The following is a 22,605-nucleotide window of genomic DNA, read 5'->3' as shown; positions in this document are numbered from 1 at the left end:
GGTCTACAACGGTGGCAGGTGCGCGATCTGCACCATCTCCTGGCCACGTGAACGGGAGACGAGTACACCACGCCCCGGCGGCAGCTTGCTGGGCCGCACGTCGCCGATCAGCTTGCCCTCGTCGCGTGGTCCGCTCATGATCAGCGTGTCCACCGACATGTTCTTCATCGTGCCGAGCACGTTGTCGAAGAGCGCTCGCGAGGCGCCGCCGATGCGCCGGGTCACGATCAGGTGCAGGCCGATGTCCCTGGCTTGCGGCAGGTACTCCACCAGCGGAACCAACGGGTTCATGCCGGTGGCGACCATGTCGTAGTCGTCGACGACGAGGTAGATCTCCGGTCCTGTCCACCAGCTGCGTTCGCGCAGCTGCTGCGGGGTGATGTCGGAACCGGGGATGCGCTGGGACATGTACTTGGCCAGCCCGGTGAGCATCTTGCCCGAGGTCTGCGACGACGTCGAGTATCCGGCCAGGTACTCCTCCGGCACCACACCGAGCATGGTGCGCCGGTAGTCGATGAGGATGATCTTGGCCTGCTCGGGTGTGGAGTTCTCCAGCACGCCCATGACGACATTGCGCAGCAGGGTCGTCTTGCCGCATTCCACATCGGCGAAAGCCATGAAGTGCGGCTCGGACCCGAAGTCCATGACCCAGGGTTCCAGCTCGTTCTCGCCCAGACCCACCACGACCTTGGTCGGGCTCGGTGTCACATCGTGATCGGCCGCGATCGCGAGCACATCCGAGCGGCTGATCTCCAGCGGCAGCATGCGCACCTCGGGTGCACGGCGGCCACCGTACATCTGGACCAGTTCGTGCTTGGCCTGTGTGACACCGTCGGCGACGGTGGTCGCGTCCGAATTCGAGTCCAGACGCGGCAGTGCGATCAGCATGTGCAGCTGTTCCGGGGTGAGGCCACGGCCCGGCCTGCCCATCGGCACCAGTGCCGCTGTGCGCCTGCCCATCTCGGAGTCGGTCGGGTCGCCGAGGCGAAGCTCGAGCCGGGTGGCGATCTGATCCTTGATGGCCGGGCGGATCTCGCCCCAACGCGAAGCGGTCAGGATGAGGTGGATGCCGTAGGACAGGCCCTGCGCCGCGATCGCGTTGACCTGCGACTCGAGCACGTCGAACTCTTCGCGCATCGCGGCCCAGCCGTCGATCACCAGGAAGACGTCACCGAACTGGTCGGCGGCCAGCGGATCACGTGCCTGGTCGGCCGGCGTGCCGTTGATCGACCTGGCCTCGAGCGAGGCGAACTTGCGGCGCCGGAATTCGGTCATCGACTCGATGCCGAGTTCGGCGAAACGCTCCTCGCGCTGGCGCAGCAGAGTGGTCAACTCGGCAACGGTGCGGCGCACCCGGTCACTGTCCAGGCGCCCGGCCACCGACCCGACGTGCGGAATGCCGGACAGGCCCGCCAGACTGCCGCCGCCGAAGTCCAGGCAGTAGAACTGCACCTGCTCCGGGGTGTGCGTGGCGGCGGCCGCCATGACGATGGTGCGCACCGTCGTCGACTTGCCCGACTGCGGGCCGCCGACGATCGCCACATTGCCCGCCGCCCCCGCCAACTGCACCGTGAGCACGTCGCGACGCTGCTCGTAGGGCTTGTCGATGATGCCGATCGGCATCCACAGCTGCCCGTGCCGATTCACCGGGGACCGCCAATCCGGTTCCGGGAGCAGCATGTCCACGCTGGGTGACTCGTCCAGCGGCGGCAGCCACACCTCGTGTGCCGGACGGCCGTGCCCGGTGAGCCGTTTGACGACCACCTCCAGCAGCGTGTCCGGAAGACCTTCTTCCCGCGTCGGTGTGGTGGGGGGCGGCGGGGGCAGCTCCGGCAGTCCCGGTCGTTCGGTAGCGACCGGCGCCTCCGTGGCAGTCGTCTCGACGGGTGCGGCGGTGAACACCGTCGGGCTCTGGCCGCCCACGACGTGGCCGTCCACCTCGTTGCCGCCGCTCGGCGAGATGTACGGCCCGGAAACGTAGGTGGCATTGAAGCGCAACGGGTCGTCGGCGTCGCTCTTGAGGTATCCGGAGCCCGGCACGCCCGGCAGATGGTACGCATCGGTGATGCCGAGGACGGCGCGGGATTCATTGGCGGAGAAGGTGCGAAGGCCGATGCGGTAGGACAGGTGGGAGTCCAGGCCGCGCAGTTTGTTCTCCTCCAGACGCTGCGAGGCGAGCAGCAGATGCACGTGCAGTGAGCGGCCGAGCCGGCCGATCATGACGAACAGGTCCGCGAAATCCGGTTTCTGGGACAGGAGCTCGGAGAACTCGTCGACCACGACGAACAGCGCGGGCAGCGGGTCGAGCGGTGCGCCCGCAGCCCGGGCCTTCTCGTAGTCGGTCACGTTGGCGAAATTGCCCGCCGAGCGCAACAACTCCTGGCGGCGGTTCATCTCGCCCGCCAGGGCATCTTTCATACGATCGACCATCGAGAGTTCTTCCTCGAGATTGGTGATCACGGCCGCCACGTGTGGCAGCGGCTCCAGCCCGAGGAAGGTCGCGCCGCCCTTGAAATCCACCAGCACCAAGTTCAGGTAGTCCGGGGAATGGGTGGTGACCAGCGAGAGCACGAGGGTGCGCAGGAATTCCGACTTACCGGATCCGGTGGCGCCGATGCAGAGGCCGTGCGGGCCCATACCGTTCTCGGCGGATTCCTTGATGTCGATCTCGACGGGGGTGCCGTCCGGCGTGACGCCGATGGGAACCCGCAGCCGTTCGCGCGCCGTGCGCGGCCGCCACACCCGGGCAGGCTCGATCTGCGCGGCGTCGGAGATCTTCAACAGTGCCATCAGGCCGGGGTCGGCGCGGGTCTCGTCGCCGAGGCTCACGATCTGGGCGGCGGTGGCGATCCGGTAGCGCGCCACACTGCGACCGAACGCCTCCGACTCGGCGATGCTGGTCTCGTCGGCGGTGGCGAACTTCTCCACTCCCGCCGCGCTCTTGGCGCTCACGTCGCCGTCGGCCACGACGAGTTGCAGACCGCGCCGCGCCGCGAGGCCGTTCTCCGGCGCGTTCAGGTCGAGCACGGTCACCGCGTCCAGGCCGGACTCGCTGATCAGGCGCTCGCTGCCGTTGACGTAACCGTCGTCGATGACGACCACCAGATGCAGCCGTCCCTGGGTCGGCTGCGGATTGCGCATGAATCGGCCCCGCTCGAGCAGCTCCTCGTTGAGCGCGGTCTCCAGTTCCCCGAGCGAGCCGTACATCATGCGGGCCGAGCCCATTCCGTCGCGGGCCGTGGGATGTTGCAGGTGCGGCAGCCATTTCAACCACGACCAGGTGGGGGCGTCCGGGTCCGCGCAGACGACCGCGACCGCGACGTGATCGGGCCCGTGAAAGGCGGTGAGCTCCATGAGCATCGACCGCACCAGGGTGCGCGCCTGCTCGGCATCGCCGCCGACATTGACAGCGGGGAACGCGCGCAACGACACGGCGGTCGGCAGTCGATGCACCACCGAGTGGGTGCGCACGAACCTGCGCAAAGCGACCGTGGACACGGGTTCGAGGTCCTCCAGCGGCCCGGTCTCGGGGCGGGCCAGCTTGGTCGCGAGCCGGTGGCTGCCCACGCCCACCCGGACATGCCCGAAATCCGGGTCGTTGGGCCTGCGCTCCCACATTCGCCTGGTGCCGACCACCGAGATCAGGTCGCGTGGCTCGGGATGGCTCCACAGCAGCGAGTCCAGCTGCTTCTTCCCGGTGCGGCGCACGTCCTTGCGCATCTGATCCAGGTAGCGGAAGTAGTCCTTGCGTTCCTCGTTGAGTTCCGCGGCCGACTTCGAGGTACCGCCTCGGTAGCCCATCATCATGCCGACCATCGACATGATCATCATCATCGGGAACATCATCATCATCGGATTGGCCAGCAGGTTGCGACCCATCATGGCCATCATCGCGATCATGCCGACAACCGCGACGACCATCACGACCGGCATCAGTTTCATCAGCAGCGGCGCGGGCAGCGGCCTGGGGATCTCCGGCGGCGCGTTCAGCGCCACCTCCCCGCCTGGCGCGCGTGGTGGCGCGATGCGGGGGCGGCGCACGAAACCTTCGGTGACCATTCGCTATCCCTCAGTGTTTTCCCGGTCGAGGTGGTCGAGATCGAGTTCGCGCCGGTTGCGGAACGGAATCGACAGTGCGGCGCCGATGCCGAGAACGGCCAGGGCCGTGATGGAGCCGATGGCGGCCACCCGGCGCGGCAGCGGGTCGGGCCCGGGCGGACGGAACGGCGCGGGTAGTGCCCGCGGCGTGTCGGCCCCGGCGTGGACCGGCTGATCCGGCAGGTCGGCGGTCAGTGCGGCGACCGGGTCTATCAGGCCGTGGCCGAGTTCGTCGTCGCGGCCGGTGCCCGGCGCGTGCGCGGTGCGGATGACGCGGTCGATGACCTGCGCGGCGTTCAATTCCGGGAACCGGGCCCGGACCAGGGCGACCAGACCGGACACATAGGGTGCCGCGAAACTGGTGCCCTCGATGGGGCTGACGCCCTCGCTGGTCTGTACTCCGTCGACCAGGCCGGTGCCGCCGGGCTTGCTGTCGAGCGAGACGATCCCGCGCCCGATGGCGGCCGCGCGTATCCACGGTCCGTGCAGCGAGAGTTCCGAGACCATGCCGTTGGGGTCGATGGAGGCGACCGAGAGCACGTACGGATCGAACCATGCCGGGCTGGCCACCGTCTGCACCGCGGACCAGCCGGGCTGTTCGTTCTGCGTCTTACAGGCGCCCTCGGACTGCATGTTGCCCGCGGCGGCGACGACGACGACGTTGCGGTCGAAGGCGTATTTGACGGCCGCGCCCAGCGCGCCGTCCTGCGGCGTCCCGCCCGCGGTCGAACAGGCGACCTCGGAGATGTTGATGACGGTGGCGCCCATGTCCACGGCCCGCACGACCGCGCCCGCCAAGGTGAGCACGTTGCCGTAGCCGGAGGTGGTGATGGCGCCGGACTGCTCGCCGGACCGGCGGTCCTTGGGCTCGTAGGCAAGGCTGAGCTGGCGGATGGCGAGAATCTCGGCCTCGGGGGCCACACCGACGAACGCGTCGTCGGGACTGGGCACGGCGGCGATGATGCCCGCGACGAGGGTGCCGTGTCCGTCGCAGTCCACCGTGCCGTCGGTGTCGGAGACGTAGTCGCCACCCGGTTGCAGCGCGGGCAGACGTGGATGGCGGTTCACGCCGGTGTCGATGACGGCCACTTTCTGGCCCGCCCCGCGGCTGAACTGCCACGCGGTCGGAAGGTCCAGAACCGCCTGCGCCACCGATGGTTCCATGGGCGGGGCGCCGGTGAGCATCGGTTCGGCACACACCGAGCGCTGTTCGGTCGGCTCGAGCGGCGCGGGTCTGCCGCTGATCGCCAACGCCGCACCCAGCGCCGCGTCGTCGACCGCGGGTGGATCGATCGCCGCTGCCGGGGCAGGCCGCCCGAACGACGCCGTGCCGAGAACAAGGGCGGCGCTGATGATTCCGATGCCGCGGCGCAGCCCCAGCCGCCCGGTCATAGGTTCAGGTTCCTCGCCATCGAGTAGACATCGAGCAGCCACAGCGCCAGCGGGATGATGGCGCAGATCAGCAGGTATTCGAAGATCTCGCCGATCCGCCTGGTGACCGGGGTGATCTCGAGGTGCGGACCGATGACGCCGAAGGTCACGACCGCGGCGGCCAGAGCCAGCAGCAGGCCACCCGAGAGCAGCAGCAGTCCGGAGTCGCCGAAAGCGAGCCCGGTCAGCAGCCCGGCGATCACCGATGCGCCGGCCACGATCAGCGTGCCCGCCTGCACGAGATCGGCGAACGCGCGTCCGCGCAGGCAGAGGATGATCGCGGTGATCACCGCCAGCGTCAGGCCCTGCCAGCGCACCTGGCCCAGGGGGTCGGCGGTGCCGAGCGCACCGACGGTCGCGGCGACCGCGCTGCCGATGACCATGCCCGTCTGGTACTGGTTGGCCGCCCGGGCTCGCTGTCCCAACCCGGCCGCCGACGGCAGGGCCGTCGCACCGATCGCACCGATGCCCTCGATGGTCGGTCGCTGTTCGTGATCGGCCGGATCGATGGCCGCGCCCGCCGTCGGCACCGGAGGCACCGGCAGCCGGGCCGCGACAGCGGCGAGCCGGGGAATCATGGAGATCAGGATGATCGCACCGACCAACATGCCGACGGCGATCTTGGGCAGCGATGGCTCCCACACCATCCGCACGAGCGCGGCCACGCCGCCGAACAGCGTGAGCGTCACTGCCGCCGCACACAATGTCGCGCCCACCCCGGTCGCGCGATACAGCCCGACGGCGATCACCAGGGTGGCCGAGCAGCCCAGCATCAGATGCGGACTGCCCAGCTCGCCGGGCACGAAAAGCGCTGCCCCACCGAAGAACAGCAGCAGCGCGGTCAGCGACAACCACAGTGCGGTCAAGTGGTCGGTGTACTTGCGCGCCGCGATCACGGCACCGGCCGTGGCGGCGAGGCCGCCGCCGGTCGCCAGGAAGGGTGCGGCGAGCCCGCCGCCGTGCGACCGGCCGACCGCGAAGAGCATCAGCGCCAGCAGCACTGTCGCCACGCCCGCGGCCAGGCCCGTCCAGCGCGCCGATCCCGGCGACCAGCTGTGATGGTCCTCAGCCGTCAGACGCGAGACCGCGTCGATGACGTCGTCGAACAGCGCGGGTGATTCCTTGGCCGTCACCGCGCGCAGCACCAGCAGTTCGCCGTCGTACACCTCGGCTTCGGTGAGGCTGCGGCTCGGCGGGATGGCCTCGCGGCCCAGCCGGGCCAACGTCCAGTGCTGGGGCTCCAACGGCGCGCCGCCGTCCTCGCTGTCCACCGGATCCTGAGTGCGGGATTCGATCAGCGACACGAGATCCCGCATGAACGAAGCGATCGGTACGGTCGCGGGCAGACCGACGTCCACCTGCGTGTTGCCGCCGATCACGGAGACCCGGCACAGTTCGGGTTCAGCGGCTACCGCGCCACTGCTCAGCGATTCGGTCAATTGCTGAACGACCCCAGTTCCCTACTGAACATTCCCGACAACGAACCTATCCGACCCACTCGCGCATTCGGCGGGAATTCCCGCGAGCCGTGCGCGATCGCGCGGTGCCGTTCACACACCACACGGTGCACGCGTTGCGGCGGACCGGCAGCGAAACCTAATGTATCGGACAGGATCAACGCACGCGATCGGTAGGCTGGCTGAAACATGAACGCAGGCAGTATCACTGGTGAACACCAGAGGGACCGGCTTCGATGAGCGGCAACAGACAAGCGCAACGCGCCTTCGACGCGGGGGTGCTCTCACTCGGGCTCACCATCGACGGCCAGGAGTCGGTCCGTGATCTGGAGTACGCGAAACTGGCGTTTCAGCGTGCGACCGAATGGGATCCGTCGATGTGCGACGCCTGGCTGGGGCGCGCCGCCGCGGGCGAGGTGACCGCCGAGGTCCTGCACAACCTCTACAAGACCAGCACGACGACGCTCTACCGCGAACAGCGCCGCCTCGGCCTGGCGCCGCGCGCGCTGTCCGGCCGATTCCTGTCCGGCCTGTACATCGACTACCCGCTGTCCAGTTACACCGAGATCTGCCTGGCCAAGGCGGCGCACCTGATCGGCGAGAAAGAGTACGACGAGGCCGAGAAGGTGCTCGACGCCCTCTCCGAGCATCGCCGTCGGCTCACCTCCGACACCGATCGGGTGGCCGACGACAGGATCAGCGCCTATGTCCGCGGTGTTCTGCACTTCAACACCCAGCGCTGGCCCGACGTGATGAGCGTGCTCGCGGGATCGGCCGAATGGGACGATCCGTACCTGGCCTCGGGCGCGCACGTCATGGTGGGCACCGCGTGTGCTCAGCTGGGCTTGTTCGGCGAGGCGATCCGTCGCATGGAACAGGCCGAGGCCGGCCCGATCCCGGCCGCGCGCACCACCGCCATGTTCTGCCGTGGCCTGTGCCTGCGCGAGACCGGCGAGGAGGACAAGGCGCAGTCCCTGTTCGAGAAGGTCTATTCGCAGGCACCGGATTTCGCGGCCAACACCGCCGCGATGCGCGACCGCACCTACCGCCTCACGGTCACCACGAAAGAATCCATCGACGCCAGGACCGACCGATGGGACCCGGCGTCCGCGCCGTCGGCGGAGCAGATGCAGAGCGCCGACGCCGAGGATCGCGCGAAACGGATCCTGGCCGAGGCACGCGCCGAACTCGACCGCCAGATCGGTTTGGACTCGGTGAAAACGCAGGTGGCCAAACTGCAGGCCACCGCGCAGTTGGCGAAGATCCGCGCGGAGAAGGGCATGGCCAGCGTGCCACGCGGCAATCACCTGGCGTTCACCGGCCCGCCCGGCACCGGCAAGACGACCATCGCCCGCGTCGTCGCCAAGATCTACTGCGGTGTCGGACTGCTCAAGACCGACAAGGTCGTCGAGGCCAAGCGCATGGATCTCGTCGGCCAGCACCTGGGCAGCACCGCGATCAAGACCGACAAGCTGATCGACACCGCGATGGACGGCGTGCTGTTCATCGACGAGGCGTACACGCTGATCCAGACCGGCCTGTCCGGTGGTGATGCCTTCGGCCGCGAGGCCGTGGACACGTTGCTGGCGCGGATGGAGAACGACCGCGACCGCCTGGTGGTCATCATCGCGGGCTACGACGGCGAGATCGACCGGTTGCTGGCCGCCAACGACGGTCTGGCGTCTCGTTTCGCCAAGCGCCTGCAGTTCCCCTCCTACACACCGTCCGAACTCGGCCGGATCGGCAAGCTCATTGCCGAGTCGCGGGATTCGGAGCTGTCCGAGGAGGCCCTTGCGTTGCTCGAGAAGGCCTGCGAGGGACTCTACAACTCCGAGCGCGTCGACCAGAGCGGTCAGCCACGGCGGGGGATCGACTTGGCGGGCAACGGCCGCTTCGTCCGTAACGTCATCGAAGCGGCCGAGGAGGAGCGTGAGTTCCGGTTGGCCAACGACGATTCGCTCGATCTGAGCACGGTCGACGAGGCGGTGCTGATGCGCATCGAAGCCGCCGACATGCACGCCGCGCTCACCGGCGTGCTGGCCTCATTGGGTGTGACCAACCCGTCCTGACCTGGAGATCTCCCGCTGACAGCATCCCCGCGCGGCGGATCGGTCAGCGGGCGGTGGGCAGCACGTCGTGCTGGACCAGCGCGTCCGCGACGGACAACGTCGGCCCGGGGACCAGTTGGCCGACGATCGCCCACGGCGCCAGGCGCGGCTCGGCGTCGAGACCGAGCACCGCGGCGGTGTCCATGTCCGGGATGCCGTAGCGGATGCCGTTGTCGGCGATGTAGAACAGGCTGCCGCGCCGGGGGCTACCGGGATCCATGCCGGTCATCTGGACGAATTCCCCGGAGGAGGGCCGCAGGAAGGCGGTGTCCACCCGGTCGCCGGTCCCGTCGGCGGTGGCCAGCGTGACCGGTCCCGCCGACTCCGGTATCGGCGTCCTCGTCCCCGCCAGCAGCGTCACGGTGGCGCGGTCCGCGCTGCCCTCCGCGGTCGAATCCCGGGTGGGATCGGTCTTGCCCCAAGCCAGGCAGGTCACCGGCGCGTCTTCGGCGGAGACCAGTCGCGGCGCGGTCGCCGGAAAATGGTCCACGGGCAGCACGGTCACCTGGGGGATGCCGGAGAGCACATCCGGCGGCATGGTCTTGATCTGACTCATGCCCTGCGAATTCGCGGTGCGGATCACCTCGGCGGTGAAGGCACTGACCCGCTGTACGCCCTGCGCGAGCACCACATACAGGTCGCCCGCTCCCGCGCCCGCGCCGCCGACGGAGATGACGCCGCCGACCGGCACCTCCGACAGTCGGCCCGGCCCCGGCGTGCCCGACTCCGGGATCTCCGGCGCGGCCAACGGCGGAACGGCGGCGGCCGCGTCCAGCAACCCGGCGCCGACCGGGCGCGATCGGTGACCGGACAGGTCGAGCGCCCTGACCATTATCGAGTCGGCCGGATCGAGGGCCGCGCGTTTGCCGTCGTAGAGCAGGTAGGTCTGGGTGCCGCGCCGCACCAATACCGCCTCGTCCTCGCCGAGTTCCCGGATGCGCTCACTCACCTGCGGCCGGCCCGCGATCACCGTGGTCGCCACGCCTGATGCCGCGGCGGCGCTGCCGGTGATCGACAGTTCGACCGTGTCGCAGATGCTCCAGTCGGAGCGATCACCCTGCGCGGAGCCGGGCAGCGCGGACGGCGCGCCGGGAATGCCGAGCAGCGGTCCGCGCGCCTCGCCGGCGAGCTTGCTGTCCTTCACCGAGTGCGGCGATTCGCTGCTGCCCGAGATAAGCCGAGCCGAGGCGAGATTGAGCACCGGATGGAGCCGGCGCTCACCGGAGTCGCTCTGCACCACAACATAGAGCGCGCCGCTGTCCTTACCCATCACGATCAGCGAGTCGCCGATGGCGCCCTGCGGTCGCAGGAAGGCCATGATCGCCGCGCCCGCGACCACGAGCAACCCCAGGACCGCGCCGACCATCAGCGAACGGGCCTGGGAGCGCATGGGATCGTGCAGCATTCGCACGTCCCGGCGTACCAGCGCGTGATCGAGCCTGCGCAAGAGGAAACGGTATCCGTTGACCTGAGCCTTGGTAGTCAGCTGGGCAGGCACGTGGTCTCCATCGAATGCTCGGCGACGGGGGTTGTCCCGCAGTTGTTTACAGTATCGGCCACCCTGCCGGTGTCAATCCGCACAACGTGTCCGGCCCTGCGAAGGGACGTGGCCGCTGCTGGGCGCGGCCGAAATCCGCACGGTAGGGTGAGCGTGAAAGAGAGCCCGCCGAAGCGGGTGACCTGAACGTATCGACCGGCGTGACCGGGTCCGATAATCGTGACCGGGTCCGATAATCGCGAACGAGGCCGATCATCGTGGACGAGGCAGTGAACGAATCCGAATCCGCGCGGGGCGAGCCCCGGCGAACGGAACCGCAGAACTCGGTGAACACCGCATTGCAGGATCCGGAATTCTGGTTGTTTCGCCATATTCCACTTCGATACACAGTTCCGCTGGCCTTGTTCGCCGCAGCGGCGGCGTGGTCGGCGACGGCATTCGACGCCCCGGCGTATGTGATCGCGATCGTGGTCGTGGTCGTGCTGTCGGCAGGCGCGGCGCCGGTCCGCCGCCGCCACCCTCGCAACGTCGTGGGGATGATCGCGCGCACTGTCGCCTTCCGCAGGCGAAGGATCCGTCCCGACCGCCTGCCGTCCGGTGGCGAGGCCGTCGACGTTCCGCTGCCCGAGGGCGGCAGCTATGGAATGCGCTGGGATCGCGGTCTGCTGATCACCATGATGCGGATCGACCCACCACCGGACGCGCTGACCCTGTTGCGCCGCGGCTCGCTGAGCACCGCGCAGGTGCTGCCACTGACCGAGATCGGTAAATGCCTGAGCCAGTTCGACATCCGACTGGCCTCGATCGATGTCATCAGCACAGGCGCCCGTACCGCGAGCAACGGTGTCGTCGCGCGGCTCTACGACAGCATCATCGGCCCGCTGCCCGCCATCGCGCACCGCACGGTCTGGCTGGTGCTGCGATTGGACCCGCTGGCCAACGCTCGAGCGGTCGACAACCGCGGCGGCGGAGCCGAGGGCACGTTGCGCACCGCGATCATCGCGACCCGGCGGGTGGCCAATCGGCTCGCCGCGCTGGACATCTCCACATCGGTGCTGGCCGCGGGCGAGATGAACGCGGCTATGCGCATGCTCACCCGCAACGTCGCGTTGGAGGACTTCGTCGAGACCCAGCACTCGCTCGTTCACGACGGCGTCCACTCGACCAGCTACGAGATCGGCCCGGACCTGATCGGCTCCCGCGGGTTCGCCGACATCTGGGCGACACCGAGCCTGACCACCACGGTCACCGTCCGGCTGCGGCCGGGGGCGCCTCGAACCCACGAGCGGATCGAGGACTCACCGCCCATCACCTTGGGTGCGCTGGTGCGCTTCGACACCGCCGTCGAGCCCGAACAGCCGCCCGTCGAGGGGCTGCGGCCGCTGCCGGGACGCCAGTTCCACGCACTGCTCGACTGCCTGCCCGCCCAGTTGAGCGCCCATGACGCGATCGGTGACTATCAGGGTCCGCTCGACGCGCTGACGGGCATCGCGTTGCCCACCGCCGGCTGTGGGCAGCTGATCGGCGCCGACGGACTCGGACAGGGCATCGCCGTGCCGTTGATCGGTGAGGGCACCCGCCACCTCGAGGTGATCGGGAAGCTCGACCTGGCCCAGCAGGTCATCCTGCGCGCGATCGCGCTGGGAGCGCGGGCGGTCGTACACACCGACCGGCCCGAGGCGTGGCACACCATGGTCGTCAATGTCGGTGATCCGCACGCACTCTCGTTGGCTTCCCGGCTCGCAGGCACCGGTCAGCAGCCCGCTCCCCCGGTGGCGACGCCCGGCCCCTTCGCCACCACCACCGTGATCGTCTTCGACGGCATCGCGCCGATGGCGCAGACGGGTGGCGCGACGATCGTGCACGTGCGCGCGCCCGGAAGCCCCGCCGACGAATCGGACGCCGATGTCGTCCTGATCCAGGATCCACTCGCCCCCAACTCGATCACGGTGCGTACTTCGACCGCGAGCACCACGGTGACCATGGTCACCACCCCGGACGAGATGCGATACATCGGCGAATCGCTCGTCGCCGCCCGCTGATTCGCGCCGCTACCAAGCACAACCGCTCCGGTCGCTCCGCCACCGACACCGAGCGCGAGAGACGGCCGGTCGGAGTCGAACTCCGACCGGCCGTCTCAGCGGATCATCACGCGCCGAAGCCGTCGCCGATCGTCTTGTCGGTGTGGAACGCGTTCTGCATCGCGCTGTCGACCGCCGCGGCGATCTTGTTCAGAAGCGCGAGCGCATCCTGGTACTCGGGCTCCCACTTGCCGACTTCTCTGTTGAAGCCTTCGAGACCGGAGCCCTGCCATGCCTCGTTCATCTTCTTGGCGGCCTGGCTCATGTTCTCGGCCTCTTGCGTCAGTTTGTTGTAGTTGTCGTGCAAGTCGTTGTACAGGGCGGTGATCGCCGCTTCGTCGTAAAGCATGCCGTCCGACATGTGCTGTGTCCTTCGCTATCTGTGGTGAATGCGGGCGAATGTGTCAGGCGAGGCGAAGGCCGCCGAAGTCGTCGTTGTTGCTGGTGTCCATCGCCGTGAATTGCGCGGTACCGACACCGACCTGCTGCTCGATGGCGGTCAAGACGCGGTTGAGGTCGTCGTTCTTCTTGTTCCACTCGGCCGCGGCGGTCTGGAACCCGCCTGCAGCTTCACCCTTCCACCCTGCCTTCGCGGCATCGACTGCCGAGTCGATCGCGGCGAGGGCCCGCTGAACCCCGTCGACCGCATCGACCATCTCCTGCTGCGCCTGCTTGGCGAGGTCGTTGTTGGCTTCCAAGAGAGCCATGATTGTTTCCTTCCGAATATCTGGTGTGCTGGAGGGTGATGGTGTACTCCATCACCCGGTCGGAGATGATTACTGCGGTAGCCACCTCCCCCCGGGCAAGATCTCGATCAATCCGGAGATCGCCTGTGCGACACGATGATCGGTGCCCGGTGTGACGGTGGACCAGACCCGGAGGTCCGGGGCAGCGCCGGGCGCGACCACGATGCGGCCGCGACCGGTCTCGTACACCACGGCCGCGCAGGGCGTGCGCGTGGTCACGCCGTCGACGTGCGCGTAGGCGACGATCTCGGCGTAGGCACGACAGGACTCGAAGGCGAGCCCGTAGCGAGTGGCGTCGCGTTCGGCGACGCCCAGGGCGTAGACGGCGTCGGCGAAGTCGGCCGATGTCCTGGCCGTGGACAACCGGTCCGCGAGGTCGTCGGCGAGCGCGCTGAACGCGGCCACATCGGCGGGCTCACCGGGACCGAGCGTGCGCAGCAGCCGCGTGGTCAGCGCCGAGCCCGATTCGTCGGACCAGGCCGTGCCGATCTCGATGCGGTCGCCGATCCGCTCGGCGAGTGCGTGCTGGTCCGCACGGCGGGCCAAGCAGAGCCGGATCGGTTCGCTGCCCGCACGATGGATTCTGGCGACCAGCTCACGATCCGGCTGGGCGAGGGTATGCATGGCCTGCGCCAGTTCCGGTGCGACCTCCCCGTACCCGTCGATCAGGCCGGAGCCGGTCAGCTCGGTGAGGACTTCACGCTGCGCATCGGTCCACTCCTGGTAGGTCGGCTGCTGCGGCGCGATCGCCAGGACCAGCGGCATGGTCTGGATGCCGAGCCGCTCGGCCAGCGCGAGGACGCCGTCGTTCGTCAGCATCGTCATGCGCCACCGCCTGCCGCCGCGCCTCGATCGGACGGTGTTGCCATGGATTCAGGAGCTCCGAGGACCGCGGGCGCGGCGACGATGCCGAGGTCGGCCCCGAGCGCGTCGCCGACGGGTGCCGCCCCCGTCTGCGCCTCGTACTCCTGCTCCTGCGCGCTCCCGGCGGCGCCCACCGCACCCGGCAGCAGCGGCACCGAGGAACCGCCGCCGGCGGGCACCGGCTGGGTGGCGGGGGTGGCCTGTGTGACCGCCTCGGCCACCGGCGCTTGGACAGGAACCGGCGTCTGGTACGCGGTCTTCGCCCGCGGGATCGCGCCGAGTCCGAACCCGGCGGGGCGAATCATCCCCACGGTGCCGGGCGCTGTCGCACCGGCGACGGCGGTGGCCGCCGCCTGCCCGGATTGTTCGGCCTCGAGCGCGGCCGCCGAGACGAGCGCGGGCGGTTCTCGCTGTTCCCAGGGCATCGCGAGCGGTTCGGTCGCCGCCTCGTAGGCGCGCATCACCCGGGAGGCCGCCGCCTTGGCGACATCGGAGTCGGCGTCCGTACGCGCCGCCACCGCCTGAATCGGCGCGCCGAGCCCTGCGGTCATCGCTTCGAGCAGCCGCTTGGCCTCCGCCAGCGCGGCCAGCTCGCCGCCGTCGGGCATCGCCAGCCGCGCGACCTCGTACGCCGCCGCCTGCGTCTGCGCTTTGACGGCATGATCGGCGGCCGCGCTCGCGGCCTCCATCAACCAGTCCCGCAGCCTGCTCACCCGGTCCAGAACATCCCGGCTGGTGGTGGATTGCCACGCCCCGCGCAGGCTCGCCACGATCTGCTCGTACTCGACCACCGCGGTGCCGAAGCTCTCGGCAAGCCTGCCCCACGCGGCGCCTGCCTCTGCCAGCGGAACCACGCCGGGTCCGGTGGTGAGTTCGCGCGCCATCCGCTCCGGCTCGACAGCCTCCCAGACGACGCCGGTGAATCCGGGCTGCGGTGGTTCGATCATGATTGTGCTCCGTACCTCCTCCGCGCGGAACTCAGCCGAGACCGGCGCCGCCGAAGCCCGCCGCGTTGTCGCCTTCGACGCGGCCGAACCCCTCGACCTGGCCGCGCAGCACCGCGGCCAGCCTGCGTAGTTCGAGAACACCGGCGGCGGCGTTGTCCGCGTACTTCGCCGCGACCTCGTTCATCGTCTGCGCGGCACGCTGCGACACCGCATCCAGACCAGCGGGCTCGACGACCAGGGCGGGCTCGTCGTCCCGCAGCCGGTGTTCGAGGCGATCGGCCAGGCCGTCGAGCCTGCTCGCCGCCGCACGGGCGGCCACCGGGTCGAACTGCACTCCCGCGAAATCCACTCCACCGCTCACCATGCCGAACCTCCTGATCAGAGCGTGAGATCTATGTCGGGCGGCGCCTCCGCCGACGTCTGCTCGGCCGCGCCGACCACCGGTAGCGAGACCCCTTCCAGGTCGCCGACGACCTCGTCGCCGTGCTGGGCGTTCACCAGGAATCCCGGTACGTCGCCGCCGTCCCCGGCACCCCGTGTGCCGGCCGCGGCTCCGGCCCCACCCATCGGCATCATGCCGCCGGGAGTGCCACCGGAGACCGGCATCGAGGAGCGAGCGGGCGACGCGGATCCGGTCGAGGCTGGTTCCGCACCGAAACCGGCCGTCCCACCCGGGGGCAGACCGGCGGACCTGGTCCCGGTGTAGGGACTCAACGGCGTCGCTGCGGGTCCGATGCCGCCGACACCACCACCACCGACACCACCACCGGCGCCACTCGCACCGCCGAGCGCCTTCGCCTCGTCGAGCTTCTCGCCCTCCGGGGACGCGGCGTCCGCGGTGGTCTTCGGGGCGAGCAGCCCGGTGTTCGCCGCCGCCAATTGGGTCAGGCTCTGCGCGCTCTGACCCGCCATCGTCAGCAGCGGCGTGAGCATCTGCATCATCTGCATCGCCTGCTGCATCGAGTCCACGCCCTTCGGCGCGTTGGTGATCGGGACCTTCTGGCCCGCGGCGGTCATGCTCGCGGACTCGGCACCGAGTTCGGTCCGCGTCTTCGCCACGACCGCCAACGCCTCGGTGACGGCTTCGGTGGTAGCGGCGACCATGAACAGCTGTCCGCCAGGCGAACCCAGCAGCGGCGCGGCCGCGACCATCGACGCCACGAACTTCGCGATGACCGCCGACATGAGCCCGGCTCCGACCGCGACCGATGTCGCGGCGGCGGTGAGCACCACTTTCTCCTGGGTACTCTGCGTGGCGAGTTCGGCTCCGTCCTGTTGCGCCTGCCCCGCCTTCTCGGCGGCGGCCGCGGCGCCCATGCCCTGCCACACCGCCATGACGGCCTGCAACGCCGTGGTGCCCAACGTGGTGGCGGTCTGCAGCGCGGTGTTGACGCCGGTGAGCATCTGCGTCGGATTCGGGCCGGCGCCGGCCGCGGCGTCCAGCGCGCCGGTGCCGAAACTACTCGCCATATCCGTGAGCGGGCGCGCCAGAGCGGCGATGTCGATCACCGGCAGCGGCGGCAGTTCGGGCAGCGGCGGAAGCGCGGCCGGATCCGGCAACGACGGCAGGCCCATGTCCCGCAGGATGTCGTTCACGGGCCGGTCGATCAGCGGGGCGAGCGCACTGCCCCGCAACAGGTCCAGGACCGTGGGATCCATCGGCGCATTCATGCTAGATCGCGTGTGACCGAATCGAATCCGGCCCTCGAAGTCGCCTCGGACGCCTCGTAGGCGAGCGCACTCTGATCGGCGGTGAGCGCCGTCGCGGCGTGCACCGCCGCCAGCTCCATCACCGCGGACAGATGATTGGCCTGTGCGTGCGCGAACGCGAACAGGAAATCCTGCCCGATCAGGCCGAACACCGGAGTCACCGCCGCCATCGTGGCGGCTTGGTCGACCGTGCCCGCGGTCGCCACCCCGGCGGCCATCGCGGCGGCGGACGCCGCGTATCCGCGGAGGGCATCGGCTTCAGCTACGAGCTCGCTCATCGTATTCCCCGTTCCCATAACGGAATTGAACTGCCCAGTCGAACATACCAGCGACGCTTCCGCCCTCGAAAGCCTTTCCGGGCGTGTCCGGCGTTCTCCGAGCTCCCGTGTCCCTGTGAGACTCTGACGTAGATCCGTGAACGACAGATGTCTACCCGGCGACTTCCTCGTTGAATGCGGTGACCAGTTCGGCCCGGCGCGCGAACGCCGTGGCCGCGGCCGCGGTGGCCGTCGACACGAGGCACTGTTCGAAGTCGGCAGGCGAAAGCGACGAAATCCCCTCCCCGAATGACAGATTCAGTAGCGCACCGTTTCCGTCCACCTCGACGGTGATCGCGCCGTCTTCCGACGTCGCGGTGGCCCGCACGCCCGACATGTCGTCGACGAGATCGCGCATCCGATACAGCCGTCTACGCACGCTCGCTTCCAGCTCGTCCATCGTCTCGTACACGACATCCCCTCTTCCCGCCGAGATGGTACGGCGCCCGACCGTTACACCTCGCGCAGCCAGCTGCGCGGCTCGGCCTCGTATTCTTCCTCCTCGGCCAGCTCTCGACCAGCCACCTCTTCCTGGGTCGGCAAGCCGAGCAACGCCAGCATCTCAGCGGGCATTCCCGCCTGCTCGAGTTGCTCCCGCCGTGCCATCCCCGCGCGGTTGGCCGCCTGCCTGCACAACCTGAGCACCTCTGCCGCCAATTCTGCCGGATCACGGCGCAATTCCGCCGCTTCGATCGAAATGCCGCGCGGCAGACCCTGGTCGGTGGTGCGCACGGTGATCGCGCCGTCACGCGAGGACGCGCTCCACTCGGCCGGGTCCTGCTGTTGCTCGCTCATGCCCTCCCTCTCACACCCGCTCGTCCTTGATCGCCCGCACCACTGCGGCGATCCGGGTATTGATCAGCTCCGTCAACCGGCGGGCGCTCGCGGGTACCGCGACCGGCGGTGTGCGGTCGTCGATCACATAGCGCCCGTCGTCGACCAGATCTCGCCAGCGCAATCTGTGCTCGGTGATGCCACGCGGACCGAACAGGGAACGCCCTTGGATCACCGATATGCTGCCGATACGTTCGGTCGGCGCCTTCAGGAATTCCTCGCTGTTCACGTCCATCGAATCGGCGAACGAATCACGCACCGCCGACCTGCCGTACGAATAGTCCAACCCGTCGTCGTCCTCGTCGGTCGACAGGACGACCTCGCGCCGACTTCCCGGCTTCACCTCCGGCATCATGTCGACGGCCGCGGAAGCCAGCTCCAGCGCGGCACATTCGGTGACGGTGAAATCGCCACTGTGCCAGAACGTCTTTCCGGGCTGTTGGCAGACCACATACCCGCGATCACCCCGGCGGATCGCCAGAACGCGCACGATACCTTCCGGCCGATCGGCGTCATCCTCGTCCCAGGCATCGATGATCAGCCGGATGTCGTGGTGGACGAGCGCTTCGATCATGGTGCTCCACTGCGGGTCCCAGCGCGCGCGCAGTCCGTCCAGTTTCTCCCGCGCCAGCTCCTCGAATTCCTCGCTGGTGGCGACTGCGCTTCGGAAGACGAACGGTGGGGGCACGTATTCCTGCTTGTGCGCCCGGCACAGGGCGAAGAACTCGAGATCGGTGAATGTCGAGGTCGGTGTCATTTCTCCACAATGGGTTTCGCGACGATGGGCGCCTCGCCGAGCGCTTCCTCCAGATGTTCGACCGAATCCAGGTAATCGGCTCGCTTGTGTTCCTTGTTCTGTCCCTGTCCGGCGCCCTGGCCCGCCGCACCCGTCGCGCCCGGCGCGCCGGGCGTGCCCTGGCCTGCCGCCACCAGTCCGGTCCGGCCTGCGACGATGCCGGTCTCGGCGATCGAAGCACGGGGGAACAGTTTGGATGTCGCGGCCAGGTCCTTGAGCGTGCCGCCACCGCCGCCGAGTCCGGCGCCCGCGCCACCACCGCCCGCGCCTTTGCCCGCGCCACCACCGCCCCCCGCCTTCTTCTGCAGCTCCTTCTGCAGGTCGGACAGCGAGCCGGGCACACCGGCCATTCCAGCGGGGGTCAGATTCTGCTGCGCGCCTTGCAGTGCCTGCTCCAGTGCCTGCTGTCCACCCTGCAGTCCCTGCTGCAACGCTTGCTGAGCTTGCTGAGCAGCCTGTTGCGCCGCCTGTTGGGCGGCTTGCTGGGCCGCCCGCTGCTCGGCCGCTTGTTGCGCGGCGGCCTGCTGCGCAGCGAGTTCCTTCAGGCGGTTTTCCTGTTCCTGCGCCGCCCTGTCCATCGCCCGCTGCAGGTCCTTCTGCTGTTGGGCTGCCGGTAGCTGCGCGCTGGTCAGTCCGTTGGTGTTCGGCGGCTTGGCACCGCCACCGGGCCCGCCTGCCGATGGATCGCCACCACCCGGCGTCGTGCGGGTGGGGGGCCCACCGTTCACCGGGGCGATCGCGGGTGGCAGGAGCGGCACCGCCGAACTGGCCTGTGTCACGCCGGGCTTGTACCAGGCGTTGTAGGCTGCGATCGCTCTCGGCAGCATCGAATCCCGCTGGTACTCCCGAGTGGTGATATACAGCGACTCGGACGGCAGAGATGCCGCCAAACCCTTCATGCTGCCGGAGAACTGGACGAGGTTCTCGCCGAGCAGCGACATACTTTCGGCGAGCTTTCCGAAATTGCCGGCGTAGGCGCGGATCGCGCCGTTGGCGGTCCGGGCGGCGTCGGAACTCCACATCCCGTCGTTGACCTTGGCGGTCACGTGATTGGCGAAGATGTCCGCATCGGTCTTCAGTTGGTCTGCCATCCACTTCCACAGCCCGCCGAGGTCCGCGACCCGGCTGTGGTTGGCGCCGGCATTGGTCCGCAAATCCGCATACTGTTCCAACGTCAGGCTGGTGGCCTCTTCGGGCTTCACCGGCGAGGTGTCGCGACCTTCTTTGTCGCCGGCCAGCGACTTCAGTCGCTCCGGCAGATCGGGAGTCCCGGCCGTCGAAATCAGCGGTAATGTCCCCGAATTGGCCCAACCCGGGGACGGCGTCGCACCGTTGCGCGGCACAGCGGCGATGTGGCGCCGATCATTGGCGGTGTTTTCCCTTTTGAGTCGGTCGAACGCGGCCTCGGTCGACTCTTCGTTCGCTTTGTACTTCTTGTCTGCCGTGATGAAGGTGTTGATCACCTCTCGCAGAATCGCTTTGTGATCACCCAGGGTGCTCACCAGCGACCCCCCTGCCTTGAAGAACTTGCTGGCGAGGGCTTCGCCGGAAGGCAGACCGCCGAACATGTCGGGGTTGTACCCACCCTTTCCGGCGACCAGGTACGCGAAACCGTCGATCATCTCGACGGTGAGGAGCAGATCGGTGGCGGCGTTGGACAGTTCCTTGGCCACGCCGTGCTCGACCTGCAGTGCCTTCCCGCCCGCCGCCTGGTCGGCAATCCCCTTCCACGGCCCCGTCTCGGGTGGTTGGCCCATCCGTCAACTCCTGCCTCGATCGGCGCGGCCATCGTGCCACGTGTTTTCCCGAGCCCCTGGTGATCCTTGCCTGCGACCGGCAGGTCACTCCCCGCCGATCATCCCACGGATCACGTGAACGGTCAGTAGCCGAATCGTGAATGGTGCTCGGCCAGAGGGCTTTGCGTGAAACATCGGGAGACTGTCGAGGTCAGGCACCCACCGCCCCGTGCCGTTGCTGGAAGCGGCGCTCGAATTCGGTGACGAACACCGAGGGCGCCACCGACGAGGAGGACTGTTCCAGCACACCGTCGTCGGCGATGTAGAAGATCGCGCGGCCCACCGCCATCTCGCCGGGGCGGGTCGGCGCGTAGACCATCCAGCCGACGCTGATCCGGTCGGCGCGCAGTTCGTCGACCGGGTAGCCCGCCGCGTACATGCCACGCTCGACGACGAAGCGGCGTACCTTCGCGACGGCGTCCTCCTGCGGCATCGGGTCGGGCACGGTGACCGCGACACCCGCCATCGTCAGCTGGTAGAAGGCGCTGTCCACATCGAAATCACCGGTGTCGCCGAAGGCGGCGACGAGCGTTTCCCTGGTGACCACGCCGACCTCGGCGGCCGAGACGAGAGTGGCCACAGCGGTGCGCTGCTGCTCGGAGGGATCTGCGCCGAGCAGTCCGCAGACGACCTCGGCCACCGTGTCGCTGGTCCAGATGCCGGGTACCGCCTCGGCCAGCGCCTCGGCGCCCGGTGACTCGCCGCGGTACCAGCTGCCCGCTTCCCACCAGTAGCAGAACGACAGCAGGCCGTTGCCCGCGCGCGGATTCAGCACGGGGTTGGCCACCCATTCCGGCGCGCCCGCGTACACCCGGGGTACGTCCGCGCCGTGGTTGTAGGCGGCGTCGAGCTCCGGGGCGTTCCAGACGCCGCCCGACAGCACGGCTCGCCCACCCGGCAACATGTACAGGGTGGCGCCGCTGCGCCGTGCGCCCTCGAAGAAGCCCAGCGCGGGCAGAATCCGCGGGCCCCACTGCGATCCGGCGGCGACGAACGCTGCCGCCATCACCGCCCAGCGGCCCCAGAGCACCGGGAGCGCCGGAAATTCATCGTCGCTGCGCACCGCACGCACGCCCTGCGCCCGGTCGGCGCGAGCCTGCGCGGCCGCCAAGCGCGCCGGGCGCGATTGACGGCCGCCGTGCCGGAGGTACGCGGCCAGCCACACCGGCAGCGTCGCCCGCGGATAGGTCTCGAGGTCGGCGGCGTAGACCTCCGGCGGGAACAGCTGATCGTCCGGGAACGGTTCGTCGCCGTAGTCGAAATCGACCTCGATCGCGCCGTCGTTGCGCAGAGTGAGCAGCATTCGCCACCACGGGCCGTCGCCGAGTTCGGCGGACAGGTGCCGGTGGTCACGGACCCAGCTCAGCACGTCGTGGCTCGGCTGCACACGACGGGCGCGGTTGTCCTCGTCGGAGAAGAAGACCTGCGCCATCTCGGTCGTGGTGGTGAGTGCGAACATCGCCTCCAGCCGCGCCCAGCCCTGCGGGCCCTGCGCCGCGAGACCGCGCGCGATGCGGTGGCACAGGTGTTTCGCACGCTCTGCCAGCTGCGTCGGGTCCTCCGACAGGGTGAACCCGATGTCGGGATCTTCCTCGGCGTGGGAGTCGTCCGCGCGGGCGGGCGCGTCCGACTCGGCGTGGGCGGCGGTGGCGGTCTGGAGGGCGTCGGGTCGGGCCCCGGGGTCTGCCGGTGGATCGGCGGGATTCGGCGCGACAGCGGCCGGATCCCGCCAGTCGTCCCGAGTCGTGGCGTCGTCAGGGGTCCGATCGTCAGGCGTGGTCACGTCGCAGCCCTCTCCTCGTCGTCGTGCCCGCACCTCCGCTGCGCGCGGAAGGCGTTGTACCGCTGCGGCTTTGCTGTGCTCCGACGTGAAAGTTTCTGCCGGAGATCGCCCTTCTTCCGGGCCGGGGCCGTGCTCGCGT

General features: G+C 69.0%; 18 protein-coding genes. 2 read left to right on the top strand and 16 right to left on the bottom strand.

Annotated elements, in window-relative coordinates; genetic code table 11:
- Nucleotides 1–3 precede the first annotated feature (3 nt).
- The 3 genes from eccCa to eccD are packed head-to-tail and all read right to left on the bottom strand — an operon-like array spanning nt 4 to nt 6,968.
- The gene (gene eccCa / locus IU449_RS16745; protein ID WP_195002993.1) at nt 4–4,059 is read right to left on the bottom strand and encodes a type VII secretion protein EccCa; all 4,056 of its coding nucleotides are present in this window, start codon (nt 4,057–4,059) and stop codon (nt 4–6) included.
- A 3-nt stretch (nt 4,060–4,062) separates the two neighbouring features.
- Complete coding sequence (gene mycP, locus IU449_RS16740) at nt 4,063–5,490, bottom strand: type VII secretion-associated serine protease mycosin (RefSeq protein ID WP_195002992.1); 1,428 nt, start codon at nt 5,488–5,490, stop codon at nt 4,063–4,065.
- On the bottom strand, nt 5,487–6,968 hold the full coding sequence (gene eccD, locus IU449_RS16735) for a type VII secretion integral membrane protein EccD (protein ID WP_195002991.1): 1,482 nt from the start codon (nt 6,966–6,968) through the stop codon (nt 5,487–5,489). Before eccD ends, mycP begins: the two co-directional genes overlap by 4 nt.
- A gap of 254 nt (nt 6,969–7,222) precedes the next feature.
- Here eccD and eccA point away from each other — a divergent pair, with 254 nt between their 5' ends.
- A complete protein-coding gene (gene eccA / locus IU449_RS16730; RefSeq protein ID WP_195002990.1) occupies nt 7,223–9,055 on the top strand; it encodes a type VII secretion AAA-ATPase EccA in 1,833 nt (610 codons plus the stop codon).
- A 43-nt stretch (nt 9,056–9,098) separates the two neighbouring features.
- On the opposite strand, the gene eccB is transcribed toward eccA, so the two are convergent.
- Nucleotides 9,099–10,592 (bottom strand): type VII secretion protein EccB, encoded by a 1,494-nt coding sequence (eccB, locus tag IU449_RS16725; RefSeq protein ID WP_195002989.1) that lies wholly within the window; start codon nt 10,590–10,592, stop codon nt 9,099–9,101.
- A gap of 326 nt (nt 10,593–10,918) precedes the next feature.
- On the opposite strand from eccB, the gene eccE reads away from it, so the two are divergent.
- A complete protein-coding gene (eccE, locus tag IU449_RS16720; protein WP_324188286.1) occupies nt 10,919–12,634 on the top strand; it encodes a type VII secretion protein EccE in 1,716 nt (571 codons plus the stop codon).
- Nucleotides 12,635–12,740: 106 nt separating this feature from the next.
- Here eccE and IU449_RS16715 read toward each other — a convergent pair whose 3' ends face one another.
- The 12 genes from IU449_RS16715 to IU449_RS16660 all read right to left on the bottom strand — a co-directional run bounded on the left by IU449_RS16715 (nt 12,741) and on the right by IU449_RS16660 (nt 22,466).
- Nucleotides 12,741–13,034, bottom strand: a complete 294-nt coding sequence (locus IU449_RS16715) for a WXG100 family type VII secretion target (RefSeq protein ID WP_067861502.1) — start codon at nt 13,032–13,034, stop codon at nt 12,741–12,743.
- Nucleotides 13,035–13,077: 43 nt separating this feature from the next.
- A complete protein-coding gene (locus IU449_RS16710; protein WP_169811660.1) occupies nt 13,078–13,371 on the bottom strand; it encodes a WXG100 family type VII secretion target in 294 nt (97 codons plus the stop codon).
- Nucleotides 13,372–13,449: 78 nt separating this feature from the next.
- The gene (locus IU449_RS16705) at nt 13,450–14,244 is read right to left on the bottom strand and encodes an ESX secretion-associated protein EspG (protein WP_195002987.1); all 795 of its coding nucleotides are present in this window, start codon (nt 14,242–14,244) and stop codon (nt 13,450–13,452) included.
- Nucleotides 14,241–15,230: a PPE family protein gene (locus IU449_RS16700; RefSeq protein WP_195002986.1), complete on the bottom strand. Its 990-nt coding sequence runs from the start codon at nt 15,228–15,230 to the stop codon at nt 14,241–14,243. The genes IU449_RS16705 and IU449_RS16700 overlap by 4 nt, the downstream gene beginning before the upstream one ends.
- Nucleotides 15,231–15,261: 31 nt before the next feature.
- Nucleotides 15,262–15,594, bottom strand: coding sequence for a PE domain-containing protein (locus IU449_RS16695; protein ID WP_195002985.1), 333 nt, complete (start codon nt 15,592–15,594; stop codon nt 15,262–15,264).
- A 14-nt stretch (nt 15,595–15,608) separates the two neighbouring features.
- Nucleotides 15,609–16,889 (bottom strand): hypothetical protein, encoded by a 1,281-nt coding sequence (locus IU449_RS16690; protein WP_228804776.1) that lies wholly within the window; start codon nt 16,887–16,889, stop codon nt 15,609–15,611.
- An 8-nt stretch (nt 16,890–16,897) separates the two neighbouring features.
- Nucleotides 16,898–17,218, bottom strand: a complete 321-nt coding sequence (locus IU449_RS16685; protein ID WP_195002983.1) for a type VII secretion target — start codon at nt 17,216–17,218, stop codon at nt 16,898–16,900.
- Between the two features lie 151 nt (nt 17,219–17,369).
- Nucleotides 17,370–17,657: a YbaB/EbfC family nucleoid-associated protein gene (locus IU449_RS16680; protein WP_228804774.1), complete on the bottom strand. Its 288-nt coding sequence runs from the start codon at nt 17,655–17,657 to the stop codon at nt 17,370–17,372.
- A 53-nt stretch (nt 17,658–17,710) separates the two neighbouring features.
- Nucleotides 17,711–18,052, bottom strand: coding sequence for a hypothetical protein (locus IU449_RS16675; RefSeq protein WP_195002981.1), 342 nt, complete (start codon nt 18,050–18,052; stop codon nt 17,711–17,713).
- 10 nt (nt 18,053–18,062) lie between these two features.
- Nucleotides 18,063–18,848, bottom strand: a complete 786-nt coding sequence (locus tag IU449_RS16670; RefSeq protein ID WP_195002980.1) for an ESX secretion-associated protein EspG — start codon at nt 18,846–18,848, stop codon at nt 18,063–18,065.
- Nucleotides 18,845–20,644, bottom strand: a complete 1,800-nt coding sequence (locus tag IU449_RS16665) for a hypothetical protein (protein ID WP_195002979.1) — start codon at nt 20,642–20,644, stop codon at nt 18,845–18,847. Before IU449_RS16665 ends, IU449_RS16670 begins: the two co-directional genes overlap by 4 nt.
- Before the next feature lie 190 nt (nt 20,645–20,834).
- Nucleotides 20,835–22,466 carry a hypothetical protein gene (locus IU449_RS16660; protein WP_324188285.1) on the bottom strand — a complete coding sequence of 544 codons (1,632 nt, stop codon included), beginning with the start codon at nt 22,464–22,466 and terminating at the stop codon, nt 20,835–20,837.
- Nucleotides 22,467–22,605: the final 139 nt, after the last annotated feature.

It is taken from the genome of Nocardia higoensis (assembly GCF_015477835.1).
In the GTDB taxonomy this organism is placed as follows: domain Bacteria; phylum Actinomycetota; class Actinomycetes; order Mycobacteriales; family Mycobacteriaceae; genus Nocardia; species Nocardia higoensis_A.
This window is presented reverse-complemented; position numbering and strand designations above follow the sequence as displayed.

Bases quoted from the DNA above. Each gene is read 5' to 3' on its own strand.
- IU449_RS16715 (WP_067861502.1), bottom strand. From the start codon at position 13,034: ATGTCGGACGGCATGCTTTACGACGAAGCGGCGATCACCGCCCTGTAC.
- IU449_RS16675 (WP_195002981.1), bottom strand. From the start codon at position 18,052: ATGAGCGAGCAACAGCAGGACCCGGCCGAGTGGAGCGCGTCCTCGCGT.
- IU449_RS16680 (WP_228804774.1), bottom strand. From the start codon at position 17,657: ATGGACGAGCTGGAAGCGAGCGTGCGTAGACGGCTGTATCGGATGCGC.
- IU449_RS16700 (WP_195002986.1), bottom strand. From the start codon at position 15,230: ATGATCGAACCACCGCAGCCCGGATTCACCGGCGTCGTCTGGGAGGCT.
- IU449_RS16705 (WP_195002987.1), bottom strand. From the start codon at position 14,244: ATGACGATGCTGACGAACGACGGCGTCCTCGCGCTGGCCGAGCGGCTC.
- eccCa (WP_195002993.1), bottom strand. From the start codon at position 4,059: ATGGTCACCGAAGGTTTCGTGCGCCGCCCCCGCATCGCGCCACCACGC.
- IU449_RS16695 (WP_195002985.1), bottom strand. From the start codon at position 15,594: ATGGTGAGCGGTGGAGTGGATTTCGCGGGAGTGCAGTTCGACCCGGTG.
- mycP (WP_195002992.1), bottom strand. From the start codon at position 5,490: ATGACCGGGCGGCTGGGGCTGCGCCGCGGCATCGGAATCATCAGCGCC.
- eccA (WP_195002990.1), top strand. From the start codon at position 7,223: ATGAGCGGCAACAGACAAGCGCAACGCGCCTTCGACGCGGGGGTGCTC.
- IU449_RS16690 (WP_228804776.1), bottom strand. From the start codon at position 16,889: ATGGATCCCACGGTCCTGGACCTGTTGCGGGGCAGTGCGCTCGCCCCG.
- IU449_RS16685 (WP_195002983.1), bottom strand. From the start codon at position 17,218: ATGAGCGAGCTCGTAGCTGAAGCCGATGCCCTCCGCGGATACGCGGCG.
- IU449_RS16670 (WP_195002980.1), bottom strand. From the start codon at position 18,848: ATGACACCGACCTCGACATTCACCGATCTCGAGTTCTTCGCCCTGTGC.
- IU449_RS16665 (WP_195002979.1), bottom strand. From the start codon at position 20,644: ATGGGCCAACCACCCGAGACGGGGCCGTGGAAGGGGATTGCCGACCAG.